At 63.3% G+C, this 13385-nt stretch carries 6 protein-coding genes and 2 pseudogenes; 1 reads left to right on the top strand and 7 read right to left on the bottom strand.

Annotated elements, in window-relative coordinates; translation table 11 throughout:
* The 4 genes and pseudogenes from ASF84_RS28965 to ASF84_RS04975 form a co-directional block, all read right to left on the bottom strand.
* Nucleotides 1-1661: condensation domain-containing protein (locus ASF84_RS28965; RefSeq protein WP_236709373.1), on the bottom strand; the 1661-nt coding region annotated here is incomplete at both ends.
* Nucleotide 1662: 1 nt separating this feature from the next.
* Nucleotides 1663-2296: pseudogene (locus ASF84_RS29590) on the bottom strand (phosphopantetheine-binding protein); the annotation flags it as partial.
* Nucleotide 2297: 1 nt separating this feature from the next.
* Nucleotides 2298-8159 (bottom strand): annotated as a pseudogene (locus ASF84_RS04970) (amino acid adenylation domain-containing protein); the annotation flags it as partial.
* Between the two features lie 151 nt (nt 8160-8310).
* Entirely contained in the window at nt 8311-9297 is a 987-nt protein-coding gene (locus ASF84_RS04975; RefSeq protein WP_056835882.1) for a TauD/TfdA family dioxygenase, read from the bottom strand.
* Between the two features lie 144 nt (nt 9298-9441).
* Between ASF84_RS04975 and ASF84_RS04980 the strand changes: the two genes are divergently transcribed.
* Nucleotides 9442-10401 (top strand): siderophore-interacting protein, encoded by a 960-nt coding sequence (locus ASF84_RS04980; RefSeq protein ID WP_056835884.1) that lies wholly within the window; start codon nt 9442-9444, stop codon nt 10399-10401.
* Nucleotides 10402-10487: 86 nt separating this feature from the next.
* Here the strand turns inward: ASF84_RS04980 and ASF84_RS04985 are convergent, their stop codons facing one another.
* The 3 genes from ASF84_RS04985 to ASF84_RS04995 all read right to left on the bottom strand — a co-directional run bounded on the left by ASF84_RS04985 (nt 10488) and on the right by ASF84_RS04995 (nt 13196).
* Entirely contained in the window at nt 10488-11222 is a 735-nt protein-coding gene (locus ASF84_RS04985; protein WP_056835886.1) for a thioesterase II family protein, read from the bottom strand.
* 10 nt (nt 11223-11232) lie between these two features.
* Entirely contained in the window at nt 11233-11478 is a 246-nt protein-coding gene (locus ASF84_RS04990; RefSeq protein ID WP_056835888.1) for an MbtH family protein, read from the bottom strand.
* A gap of 320 nt (nt 11479-11798) precedes the next feature.
* Nucleotides 11799-13196, bottom strand: coding sequence for an aspartate aminotransferase family protein (locus ASF84_RS04995; protein ID WP_056835890.1), 1398 nt, complete (start codon nt 13194-13196; stop codon nt 11799-11801).
* Nucleotides 13197-13385 lie beyond the last annotated feature (189 nt).

Here is a 13385-nt window from a genome sequence, read left to right on the forward strand (position 1 = left end):
TCCAGCCCTTCGACATCCACCCGCATCTGGTTGATGTAGTCGCCCGCTTCCTGCTCGTACAGGCTGTGGAACAACATGCCCTGCTGCATCGGCGACAGCGGGTACAGGTCGGCGATCTGCTCGGCGGCCATCGGCAAGCTGTCGAGCTGYGCCTGGGTCARCGCCGCCAGCGGGAAGTCCGATGGCGTCACGCCGCGATGGCGCGGGTYGCARCAATGGGCGATCAGTGCCTTGAGTTCGTCGGCATAGGCCTGTGCAAGATGCTCGATGGTCTGCGCGTCGAACACCTCGCGGCTGTAGGTCCAGTCCAGGCTCAGCTCACCGTCATACACCTGRCCGTTCAGGCTCAGCAGGCTGTCCAGCGGCGCCTCGGGGCTTTGCTCCAGTCCACCGTGTTCCCTGGCCGGGACGAACAGGCTGGTGTCATCATCGAAGCCGCCATCGAACTGGCCCARATAGTTGAAGACGATTTCRCCTTGCGCTAGCTGGCTCAGGGTCTGGCGGGCTTCGGCGTTGCCCAGGTAACGCAACAGGCCGTAACCGATGCCCTTGTTGGGGATGGCGCGCAGTTGCTCCTTGATCTGCTTGATTGATGCGCCCAGCTCCGGCTGCGGGCTCAACATGACTGGATACATGCTGGTGAACCAGCCCACGGTGCGGGTCAGGTCGAGGTCGTCGAACAGGTCCTCGCGGCCATGGCCTTCCAGGCGGATCAAGGCCTGCGCCTGACCGCTCCAGCGGCAGAYCACCCGCGCCAGCGCGGTCAGCAGCAGGTCGTTGATCTGCGTGCGATAAGCCGCCGGTGCCTGCTGCAACAGYTGCGTGGTCAGCTCGCGGTCCAGACGGGTGTTGGCGTAGGCGGCATGCTTGCGCTGACGGCCGCCTTGCGGATGGTCGCAAGGCAGGGCATCGCTGCTGCCTTTYAGCTGTTCATGCCAGTAGCCCAGTTCGGCTTCGCAGAYCGGGCTGACGGCGTAGTCCTGCAAATGCGTCGCCCAGGCCTTGAAGGAGCTGGTCTTGGCCGGCAGTGCCACTTTCTGCCCCTCGACCTGTGCACGGTAGGCCTGTTGCAGGTCTTCGAGCAGCACCCGCCACGACACACCATCGACCACCAGGTGATGCACGACCAGCAGCAGGCGCTGGCTGCCATCCGCCAGTTCGGCCAGCACCGCACGCAGCAGCGGCCCCTGTGCCAGGYTMAGGCTGCGTTGCGCCTCGTTGCCCAGGGCTTGCAGCGCTKGAACGTCGGCGACCTGACGGGTCCACAACACTGAATCTGAAGCGCTGCCCTGATAGTCAGCCTGCCACGCGTCTGGCTGCTGTTCGAAGCGCAGGCGCAAGGCATCGTGRTGCTGCACCAGCACGTGCAAGGCGCCGTGCAGATGAGCGGCGTCCAGCGCCTGAATCGGTGCCAGCAAGACCGACTGGTTCCAGTGCTGACGCTCGGGAATGGATTCTGCGAAGAACCAYTGCTGGATTGGTGTCAGCGGTGACGAACCTGTGATCGGGCCCTGGTCGATGACCCTTCCCTCGGCACGCCGCGCCACCARGGCCAGGGCCTGCACCGTCTGATGCTGGAACAGGTCCTTGGGGGTGAACTGAATCCCGGCCTGGCGGGCGCGGCTGACCACTTGCAGGGAAATGATCGAATCGCCGCCCAGNCCACCAAGGCCAGGGCCTGCACCGTCTGATGCTGGAACAGGTCCTTGGGGGTGAACTGAATCCCGGCCTGGCGGGCGCGGCTGACCACTTGCAGGGAAATGATCGAATCGCCGCCCAGYTCGAAGAAGTTGTCGGTCAGGCCTACGCGCTCAAGTTTGAGGACGTCCTGCCAGAGGCCTGCAATCTGTTGCTGCAGGGTGCTCTGTGGCGCCAGATAGTGCGGCTGCACATGACCTTCCGGTGCTGGCAAGGCCTTGCGGTCCAGCTTGCCATTGGGCGTCAGCGGCAGGAGATCAAGGAACATCAGGTGCGCCGGCACCATGTAGTCCGGCAGGCTGCTCTTGAGTGCACCGCGCAAGGTCTCGCGCAGTGCAGAAGACTCGGCGCCTTCAACCGTTCGGGCAGGCACCACATACGCCACCAGTTGCGGGCCGTTCGGCCCCTCGTGCGCCAACACCACGGCATCGCGTACGGCGGCCTGTTCCTGCAGGCGCGCTTCGATTTCACCCAGTTCAATACGGAAACCGCGGATCTTCACCTGATGGTCGACGCGACCGGCGTATTCGATCACACCGTCGTCGAAGTAGCGCGCCAGGTCACCGCTGCGGTACAGGCGCCCGCCGCCCTGCTCGTCNCACCTGATGGTCGACGCGACCGGCGTATTCGATCACACCGTCGTCGAAGTAGCGCGCCAGGTCACCGCTGCGGTACAGGCGCCCGCCGCCCTGCTCGTCGAACGGGTCGGGAATGAAGCGTTCGGCCGTCAGCGCGGGACGTGCATGGTAGCCACGGGCAAGGCCCTGCCCCCCGATAAACAGCTCTCCATGACTGTCCGGCGCAACCACCTCCAGCGCATCACCCAACACGTAGACACGCCGCTCGCCTACCGGTCTGCCGATAGGCGCACGGCCCGATGTACCTGCATGGGCCTGATCCACCGGCCAGATCAAGGGCGATACAACGGCTTCGGTCGGGCCATAGGCGTTGAACCATTGCCGAGCCTGCAGGCCTCCTGCCCCGTCAGCCAGACGTACGTCCCACGCCTCTCCCCCCAGGATGCAAACGCGAACGCTGAGTGCCTCTTCCTGGGTGATGCTTTCACGCAATTGGCTGGCGTAGCCAGGTGGCAAGTCGAGAACGGAAACACCCTGTCGGCGAATCTGCGCAGCCAGTTGCTCCAGTGATCCGCGAGCGAAATCACCCAGCACGACACGCGCGCCCTGAGCCAGCGGCATGAAGATCTGCTCGGCCGCCGCATCGAAACTGACGGATGCAAATTGCAGCAGGCAATCGTGCGCGTTGATCGCGTACGTCTCGGCCGCTGCCAGGCAATGCATGGCCAGCGCCCCATGGGCCACGGTCACGCCTTTGGGCAACCCCGTCGACCCCGAGGTGTAGATCACATAAGCCAGGCGTTGCGGATGCTCATCAATGACCAGGTTGACCTCGCTGTAATCCTCCAGCCAGTGCGCGGACGGCTCGACAATCAGCGTCTGCACCGCTTCGGCCACCGGCAAGCGCTCAAGCAGATGCGCTTGCGTCAACAGCAGGCCGGCCCCGCTGTCCTGCAGCATGTAAGCAAGACGCTCTTGCGGGTATTCAATGTCCAGAGGCACATAGGCACCACCGGCCTTGAAGACGGCCAGCACGCTCACCACCATGTCCGGGCCACGCTCAACCGCAATGCCGACCCGAGTGTCGGGGCCCACACCCAGTTCTTGCAGCTTGTGCGCCAGACGGTTGGCGCGCCGGTTCAAGGTCTGATAACTCAGTGTCTGCTCATCAGAGACCAGGGCGATGGCGTCTGGCGCTTTGCGTGCCTGGTCTTCGATAAGGTGGTGGACGAACTGATCGTTCGGGTAACGCTGTTGTGCATGAGCCCAGTCATGGGTGATCTGCCGGTATTGTTCCCGATCCAGCAACGGCAGTTCGAAAACAGTCTGCGCAGGCGCCTGCACCAGCGCCTCCAGCAGATTGACCCAATGGCCTGCCAGGCGCTCGATGCGCTCGGCAGTGAACAGATCGCAAGCGTAGTTGAACGAGGCCATCAGCCCATCGGTACGCTCCATCGTATCCAGCACAAGGTCAAACTGCGCGTTGCTTTCGGACAGGTCGACTTCTTGCGCGTGAAGCCCCTGCAGGCTGTCGCTGGAGACCTGATCGCCCACATCGCGCAAATGGTTGTACATCACCTGGAACAGCGGGTTGTACCCCAGCGTACGCTCAGGCTTGAGCGCCTCGACCAGCGCATCGAACGGCACATCCTTGTTGGCCTGCGCCTCAAGCGTGGTCTCCTTGACCGACGCCAGCAGCGCATCGAACGTCTGCACCGGATCGACCGCCACCCGGGCAACGATGGTGTTGACGAAAAAGCCGATCAGCCCTTCCAGCTCATGGCGATTACGGTTGGTCACCGGAATGCCGATATTGATCTTCTCGCTACCGCTGTAGCGCGACAGCAGGATCGCAAAGGACGACAGGAACACATGGAACAACGTGGCGTTAGCGCCTACGGCAAGCGCACGCAACTTATCCGTCAGTTGCGCCGGCAAGTGGATATCGATGCGCCCGCCCCGGTAGCTTTGCTCTTGAGGGCGCGGGTGGTCGGCCGGCAATTGCAGCACTGAGAAATCATCTTCGAGCTGCGCTTTCCAGAAGGCCAACTGAGTCTGCAATTGCCCATCGGCCAGACGCTGGCGCTGCCAGGCGGCGTAATCGGCGTATTGCACCGGCAAGGCTGGCCGGCTCAGCGCTTGACCGCTGGCCCGGGCGTTATAGCTGGCGGCCAGCTCACGCACCATGACGCTCATCGACCAGCCATCGGAGACGATGTGGTGCATCAGCAACGTCAGCAGATGCTCGTCGTCTGCGGTCTTGAATACCGTGACGCGAATCAGTGGTCCGACAGACAGATCGAAGACGCTGGCGACGTGCTCTTCGATTCGACGAGTGACCGCATCAGCGCCCTGCCCACTCAGGTCTTCTGCGTGGATGACAACCGGTGCCGCTGGCAGAATCCGCTGCAATGGCTGGCCGTCCTGCTCTTCGAAAATCGTGCGCAGCGACTCATGCCTGGCGACCAGCGCATCGAAAGCGGCCTGCAAGGCCTGCCAATCCAGTGCGCCTTGCAGCTTGACCGCCAGCGGCGTGTTGTACGCCGCGCTCTGCGGGTTCAGCTTCCAGAACAGCCACTGCCGGTGCTGGGCATGGGAGACCGCCAGCGGCGCGCTGCGATCAAGCAATTGGATATCAGGGTCTTTGGCGTGACCGAGTCGCTGAACAGATAATGCGAAAGCGTGCAGATCACGGGTATCAAACAGCGCACGCAACGGGATATCGACGTCCAGTTGCCTGCGCGCCCGTGACACCACCTGCGTCGCCAGCAGCGAATGCCCGCCCAGGGCAAAGAAATTGTCCGTCAGCCCCACCCGCTCGACCTGCAGCACCTGCGCCCAGATGTCAGCCAGCCGGATCTGCAACGCCGTCATCGGCGCCACATGGCTTGCCACATTCGCCACCGGCGAAGGCAACGCTTTTACATCCACCTTGCCGTTGGCCGTGACCGGCAGTTGCGCCAGCACCTGCATATGGGTCGGCTGCATGTGCTCGGGCAGGGTCTGTTTCAGCTCGCCACGAATGGCGTCGACAAACGCCTGTTGCGCGGTGTCACCCGAAACCGGCGTTGCCGGTACCACCCAGGCAGCCAGTTGCCCGCCAGCGTCCTCGCCAATGACCCGCACTACAGCGTTGCCGATGGCCGGCAACTGGCGCAGGCGGCTTTCGATTTCTGCCAGTTCTACGCGATAACCACGGATCTTCACCTGGCCGTCCATGCGCCCGGCAAACACCAGTTCGCCCTGGGCATTGCGGCGCACCCAATCGCCGGTGCGGTACATCCGCGACCCCTTGGCGCTGGCAGGATCAGGCACGAAGCGCTCGGCGGTCAGGGCCGCCTGGCCCAGATAACCCCGCGCCAGGCCAGCCCCTGCAATGAACAGTTCGCCCCGTGCAAGACCTGGCACCGCGAGCAGGCAATCGCTCAACACCTGGGCACGGATATTGTCCAGCGGGCGGCCCAGTACCGGCTGGCCAGCCATGTCATGGGTCAGGACGCCGACGGTGGTTTCCGTCGGGCCATAGTGGTTGATTACGCGCAGTTCGGGCGCCAGTTGCGCGATGTGCGCCAGCAGGCCGGCCGGGCAGCTTTCGCCGCCGACGATCAGGCAACGGCGTGGCAAGGCCGTCGCGCCGGCGGCGAGCATGGCCTGCAAGTGCGAAGGCACGATTTTCAATGCATCGATGGCATGCTGGTGCATGTAGGCGGCGAAGGCATCGGCGTCGAGCACGGCGGGTTTGTCGAGCATATGCAGGGTCTTGCCGGCGCTCAGCGCACCGTAGAACACGGTATGGCCCAGGTCCGCCGCCGGGGTGGTGACCATCGCCAGGTTCTGGATGTCATCCAGCGGCAAGCGGCGCGATACGCCTTGCACATAGTTCACCAGCGCCGCATGACTGATCGCCACGCCCTTTGGCGTGCCGGTGGTGCCGGAGGTGTAAATCACATAGGCCAGGTTATCCGCGGCAACCGCTACCGCAGGCGCGTCGCTGCGGCGCAGCGCAGCATCCAGATGAATCCGCTGTACACCTTCCGGCAACGTGCCATTCCAGTCAGCCCTGGCCAGTACCAGACGCACATCACTGTCAGCCAGCATGAAGTCCAGGCGCCCATGTGGCTGATCAGGCTCCAGTGGCAGATAGGCTGCACCGGCCTTCAGTACCGCCAGAATGCCCACCAGCATGTCAATGGAGCGGTCAGCGATCACGCCAACCCGTTGATCAGGCTGTACGCCGCTTTCCAGCAGCACATGGGCAAAGGCGTTGGCCCGTTCGGTCAGTGTCAGGTAATCGATCTGCTGCTCGCCGCTGATCGCCGCCACACGCTGCGGATTGGCGTTGGCGGCCTGCTCGATCAGTTGATGAATGCACACGCCTGCGCCGTTTGTTTGTTCAGTGGCTGGCGACAGTTCAGGCAATGACAGCGGCAACTCACCGACTGCATGCCCCGGATTGGCAGTCAGGCCTTCCAGCAATTGCAGCCAGTGTTGCTGCAAGGTGGCGACGGTCGAGGCCTCGAACACATCCAGCGCGTAAGTGAAGACCGCCTGCAACCGGCCGGCGCTTTCGTAGGTGTCCAGCGACAGGTCGAAGCGGGCGCTGTGTTTGTCCAGCGTGACTTTTTCCAGCGCCAGCCCGGAGCGGGTGGTGATCTGCCCGGCATCGACCACGGTCGGCTGGTGATTGAACAGCACCTGGAACAGCGGATTGCGCCCCAGGCTGCGTTGCGGCTCGAACGCCTCGACCAAACGCTCGAACGGCAACTCCTGGTGCGCCTGTGCGCCCAGCGCCGTCTCCTTGACCCGCTGCAACAACTCACGCACATCGATCAGCGGATCGATCTCGGTGTGCAGCACCTGGGTATTGATAAAGCAGCCAATCAGCCCTTCAACCTCAGCGCGATTACGGTTGGCCACCGGCACGCCGACCCGAATCGCCTGTTGACCACTGTAGCGATGCAGCAACACCTTGAACGCCGCCAGCAACACCATGAACAGCGTCACACCCTGCTCGCGGGCCAGGCCGCGCAAGCGCTCGGCCAGCGCCGGCTCAATCTGAAACTCATGACGCGCACCGCGATAGCTTGGCGTCAGTGGGCGAGCGTGATCCAGCGGCAACTCCAGCGGCGCATGCTCGTCGCCCAGCTTGCTGCGCCAGTAGTCCAGCTGGCGATCCTGCTCGCCGGCCTCCAGCCAGCTGCGTTGCCACAGGGCATAGTCGCGGTACTGGATCGGCAGCGGCTGCAACGCCGCTTCACTGCCGCTGCTGGCGGCGTCGTAGAGGCGGATGAATTCATCGATCAGCACGTTGTAGGACCAGCCGTCGGCCACGATGTGGTGCAGGGTCAGCAGCAGCACATGCGCCTGATCGGCCAGTTTCAACAGTTGCACGCGCAGCAATGGTCCTTCGGCCAGATCGAAGGGCGCCAACGCTTCGGCGTCGGCCAATGCGCGAACCTGCTCTTCGCGTTTATCGGCATCCAGCCCGGTCAGATCGTGGCATACGATGTTCACCGCAAACAGCTCGACAATCCGCTGGCGGACCTGACCATCCTGCTCACTGAACACACAGCGCAAGGTCTCGTGACGTGCAATCAGGCCATCGAAGGCGCTGTGCAAGGCGGCCTGATCCAGCTCGCCATTCAAGCGCACGGCCATGGGCAGGTTGTAGGCGGCGCCTTGCGGGTCAAGCTGCCAGAGAAACCACATCCGCTGCTGGGCATAGGACAGCCCGTCGCGCGCATCGCTGACCCCATCGGCAGGGATGGGGAACAGGGAAAAATCCACGCCCTGCTGCTGCAAGCCGACGAGGAACAGGCGGCGTTTTTCCAGGGGCAGTTCGATAAAGCGGCGGGCGAGTCTCAGTGCGTCTTGGGCATTCATGCAATGCGTCCTTGTCGAATAGGAAGCGGGGCCAGAAGGCCCGGTCGATCCCACTAGAACGAAACAACAAGGGGTTGATTTAGCCCGCCGGCGCAAATGCAAACCGGCCCATCAAGGGCCGGTCGGGAGGTTGTCGCCCAGCGTATGAAGGTCAGCCACGAAGCGCTTGCGAATACCCCTGCGCCATCGCCACGACGACTTTGCGGCTGCCGGTAAACGGCGAGCGCGCGTGCGCAGCAAGCATGTTGTCGAGCATCAGCACATCGTTTTTCAGCCACGGGAAACTGATCGTGCACTCGTCCAGCACGCCACGAATCTCGTCCAGCAGACTGTCTTCGATAGGGCTGCCGTCGCCGTAATAAACGTTACGCGGCAGATCTTCCTCGTCGACGATGTCCAGCAGGCTTTCGCGCACTTCCGGTTGCAGGTTGGAGATGTGGAACAGGTGCGCCTGGTTGAACCAGACCCACTCCTTGGTCACCGGATGCCGGGCCACCGACTGGCAGACCTGCCGGGTGCGCAGCTCGCCGTCGTCTTTCCATTCGCACTGGATATTGTGTGCGCGACAGTAGGCCTCGACGACTGCCGGATCCTCGGTGTTGAACACCTGATCCCAGTCCACGTCCAGGCCGTTACCGTAGTTGCGTACGTACATCAGGCGCTTTTCAATAAAGCGTTCGCGAATCGCGACCGGGATGCGCCGGTAGACTTCGCGGCTGTCGGCAATCGGTGTCTCGCCACCGGTTTCAGCCGGTATCACGCTGTAGAACCAGATTTTCATCGGCCATTCCAGGGTGTAGGCCTGCTCGTTGTGCAGCGGAATGCTCTGGTGCGCCGGGTACTCGGTGGAGGTGTAGACCCCTTTGGCGACGTTGCTGCGTGGCGTCGAGCCGAACTCGTAGTTGAGCAATGGATGGCCGAACGAGGAGGCGAATTCGCGGAACGCTTCGTTGCCGGCCACCTCGAAACCGCGAAACAGGATGCCGCCACTCTGAATCAGGTGCCGGTCCACCAGCGGCTTCAACCCGTCAAATGCCGCCTGCAAGCTCATGCCCGGCTCGGGCGCCTGGATCAGCAGCGGCAGGGTGCCCTTGTGCGCTTGCAGCGGCTTGATATCGAAACTCAGCACTTCACTCATGGAATAAACCTCGGGCGCCCGGGAACACGTCTGTTTCAGGCTGAACGAGTACGCGACCCAGAAAATTAGCCGGCGGGCACCAGGTAAACCCCGCCAGTCACGGCTCGTCATTCAGGTATCGATCCTTGTAGAAGGCGGCTTCCGATGCTCTCCACCCTCGGCAAAAACCTGCGCAGCGCCGTACAGAAAGTCCTCCCGGCGAAACGCCCCAGTTATCGCCTCTTCGACATCATCCTCAGGCAACGCATCGACATCAGCCCGTCCCTGACCCGCTTCGTCTTCACCGGCCCTGAAGTGCAGCACATGCAGACACAGGCCCCGGACCAGCGCGTCAAGCTGCTGTTTCCCGGTGCCGACGGCCAGCCGCCGCAATTGCCGCTGGAGGACAACTGGCACCAGACCCTGCGCAGCCAGGACCCGGCCAGCAAACCGCCGATGCGCACCTACACGATCCGCGCCTTGCGCCGTGAACGGGCCGAGGTGGAGGTGGAGTTCGTGCTGCATGGCGAAACCGGCCCGGCCTCACGCTGGGCCACGCATGCCCGGCCCGGTGACCGATTGCAGATGGTGGCGCCCCATGCCGACTACCCAGGCGATCCGGGCGGTTATGAATGGCAGCCGCCGGCAGGCATTCGCCATGTATTGCTGATAGGCGACGAGACGGCGTTGCCGGCGATTGCCGGGATTCTCGAGCAACTGGCTGATCGGCCGCAGCCGCCGCAGGTGCAGGCGTTTATCGAGGTGCCGCAGGCCGGCGACCGATTGGCTATTCGCCAGCCGGCCAATGCCCAGGTCAACTGGCTGGTGCGTGATGAGTTGGCGCTCGGGCATGGCGATGGCATGCGCCGGGCCGCACTGGAACTGGCGACACTGCCGGCATCAGCGGCCCGCCTCAACGCACCGCAGAAGATCCATGAAGTGGATATCGACACGCAGATTCTGTGGGACCTGGCCAAGCCGTCGGACAGTGAGTTTTATGCCTGGGTCGCGGGGGAGTCGGCCGCGGTCATGGCGATTCGTCGGCATCTGGTCGGGGCGTTGGGGCTGGATAAGCGGGCACTGACGTTTATGGGTTATTGGCGGTTGGGCCGGGTTCTGGATTAGAGCCTTTCGCGGCTAAAGCGGTTCGCCGCCCGACCGCTCCTACGGACGGTGATATCCGCAGGAGCGGTTTTAACCGCGAACAACCATCACGCACACGCAAGCCGTGAAGACCGACGCACATCCACCTCAAGACAATGCCTGAGAATGCGCAGCACCTTGGCTTGCTGCTCATGGATGAAGAAATGCGTGCCCGGCAGCATTTCCAGCGAGAAGTTGGCAGCGCTTTCGAGCTGCCAGGCAATCAATTGCTCTTGGGTGGCCTTGTCCTGCTTGCCGCCCAGCACATGGATCGGGCAGTCCAGGCGTGGACGGCTGCGGTATTCGTAAAGGCCGCACAGGCGAAAATCCGCACGCAGGACCGGCAGGGTCAGGTCCATCAGTTCCTGGTTGTCCAGCACCTCTTGCGCGGTGCCGTTCAGGTCACGCAGTTCGGCCTTGAGTTCGTCGTCGGTCTTGGGGTCGGCAAAGCCGCGGGCGTAGTCGTCGCGCTGGCTGGGCGCGGCGGTGCCAGAGGCAAACAGCGACACCGGTGACGGTGCGCCGAACTCACGCAGGGCATGAATCATTTCAAAGGCCAGCAGCGCGCCCAGGCTGTGCCCGAACAGCGCGTAGGGGCCGTTGATACGCGGGATGAGTTCCCTGACCAGTTGCCGGGCCAGGGCCTGCATGTCGGTCTGCAAGGGCTCGCCCAGGCGGGCGCCACGGCCGGGCAGCTCGACCGGCTGCACGCTCAGCCACTCGGGCAGCGCGCGCCGCCAGCGACTATAGACCATGGCGCTGGCGCCAGAATACGGCAGGCAGAAGAGTTGCACGGTGGTCATGGCAAAGGCCTCAGTGAACGGCGTGGTCGCCTTGTTTCAGGCGCGCCTGTTCTTCCATGTGCTTGCGCAGGCTCAAGGGGCGCATGTCGGTCCACACCTCTTCGATGTAGGCCAGGCACTCTTTCTTGAAGCCGCTCTTGCCAACGGTGCGCCAGCCTTTCGGGACTTCCTTGTAGTCGGGCCAGATGGAGTATTGCTCTTCGTGGTTGACGACCACCTGGAACAGGATGTCTTCGCGGTCGAATACTGAGGTCATGGTGAGGCTCCGTAGTAAGGCTGAAGGTCGCGAGCGGCGCCGGGCCGGCTCTAAGGACTAAACGAGTGATGCACAAAAAAATTAAGCCAGGATCACGGGGAGCGCGCTTGCCGGTATGCCAGACCACCGCGACCGAGTGCGTAGCGCTCGCAAAAATTGATTAAACGCAACAATTTTTTGACTGCGAACTCATCAGGGATCTATGAAACGCCACAAATTTACGACTGCTAACGCAGCCGGTCGCGGTGGTCCGGCATCCCGGCAAGCGCGCTCCTACAAAAGTCTTGTGGTTTCTGGGCGATTGCGTTGGGTCAGCCTTATCACGCCGACGCCACGGCCGCCTGCACCGCCCTGGCAAAAATCCGTGCCACTTCATCGACCTGTTCGTCGGTGATGATCAGCGGCGGCAGAAAGCGCACCACGCTGCTGTGACGGCCGCCCAGTTCCAGGATCAACCCGCGCTTGAGGCACTCGCGTTGAATACGCCCGGCCAGCGCGCCGTCGGTTGGTGGGTGGCCTTGGGCGTCGGGCTGGCCGTGCGGGTCGACCACTTCGACGCCGAGCATCAGGCCCAGGCCGCGCACGTCGCCCAGGTGCGGCACTTTCTTTTGCAGCTCCAGCAAGTGGTGGCGCAAGCGCTGGCCGACGTCGGCAGCGTGGCCGGCCAGGTTGTGCTCTTCGATGTAGCGAATCACCGCAGAGCCTGCGGCCATGGCCATCTGGTTGCCGCGGAAGGTGCCGGCATGCGCACCCGGTTGCCAGCTGTCGAGCCAGTCCTGATAGACCATCACCGCCAGCGGCAGGCTGCCGCCGATGGCCTTGGACATCACCACCACATCCGGCACGATGCCGGCGTGCTCGAAGGCGAACAGCTTGCCGGTACGACCGAAACCGGTCTGGATCTCGTCGATGATCAGCGGAATCTTGTGCCGCGCGGTGATTTCGCGCAGGCCACGCAGCCAGGTGTTGGCCGCCGGAATGACACCGGCTTCGCCCTGCACGGCTTCGACGATGACCGCCGCCGGCGGCTGCACGCCGCTTTCCGGGTCGCTGAGCAGGTTGTCCAGGTAATGCAGGTTGGTCTGCACCCCCGCCTCGCCGCCCTGGCCGAACGGGCAGCGGTAGTCGTAGGGGAACGGCATGAACTGCACGCCGGTGCTGAGCAGCGCGCCCAGCGGAGTCTTGGCCTTGAGGTTACCCATCAGGCTCAGCGCGCCCTGGCTCATGCCGTGGTAACCACCGTGAAAGGCAATGACTGTGCTGCGCCCGGTGGCGATGCGCACCAGTTTCAGCGCCGCTTCTACCGCGTCGGTGCCGGTCGGGCCGGTGAACTGGATCTTTGCCCTGGCGGCAAAGGCCGGCGGCAGGATGGCGAACAGGTCCTGGACAAAGCGGTCCTTGACCGGCGTGCTCAGGTCCAGGGTGTGCAGCGGCAGTTCATCGTCAAGCACCTGGCGAATGGCATCGGTGATCACCGGGTGGTTATGCCCCAGCGCCAGGGTGCCGGCACCGGCCAGGCAGTCGATGAAGGTGCGGCCTTCGACGTCCTCGACATACAGGCCCCGGGCGCGCTTGAGCGCCAGCGGAATCCGCCGCGGGTAGCTGCGTGCGTTGGACTCCTGCTGTTTTTGCCGGGCCAGGATCGGGTTGTCCTCGAACCGGTAGTCCTTTTCTTCGTCGTGGGCCTTGATCGGGCTTTCGGCAAACGCTGTGCTCATGGGTGCGCTCCTGAATGATGTAAAAAGCCTTGGAAAATTCCACTGTGTCCCTGATACAACGCTATTGCCTGGCCAACAGAGACCCGGTAGGAGCGCGCTTGCCCGCGACCGGCTGCGCAGCAGTCGTAAAATTGTGGCGTTTCATCAATTTTGCGAGCGCTGCGCACTCGGTCGCGGGCAAGCGCGCTC

Origin of the sequence: Pseudomonas sp. Leaf127 (assembly GCF_001423155.1) — a bacterium.
Taxonomy (GTDB): Bacteria; Pseudomonadota; Gammaproteobacteria; order Pseudomonadales; family Pseudomonadaceae; genus Aquipseudomonas; species Aquipseudomonas ovata.

What these genes read in the sequence shown, in the direction of transcription:
- ASF84_RS04995 (WP_056835890.1), bottom strand. Translation starts at nt 13,196, where the DNA reads ATGAGCACAGCGTTTGCCGAAAGCCCGATCAAGGCCCACGACGAAGAA.
- ASF84_RS04990 (WP_056835888.1), bottom strand. Translation starts at nt 11,478, where the DNA reads ATGACCTCAGTATTCGACCGCGAAGACATCCTGTTCCAGGTGGTCGTC.
- ASF84_RS04975 (WP_056835882.1), bottom strand. Translation starts at nt 9,297, where the DNA reads ATGAGTGAAGTGCTGAGTTTCGATATCAAGCCGCTGCAAGCGCACAAG.
- ASF84_RS04980 (WP_056835884.1), top strand. Translation starts at nt 9,442, where the DNA reads ATGCTCTCCACCCTCGGCAAAAACCTGCGCAGCGCCGTACAGAAAGTC.
- ASF84_RS04985 (WP_056835886.1), bottom strand. Translation starts at nt 11,222, where the DNA reads ATGACCACCGTGCAACTCTTCTGCCTGCCGTATTCTGGCGCCAGCGCC.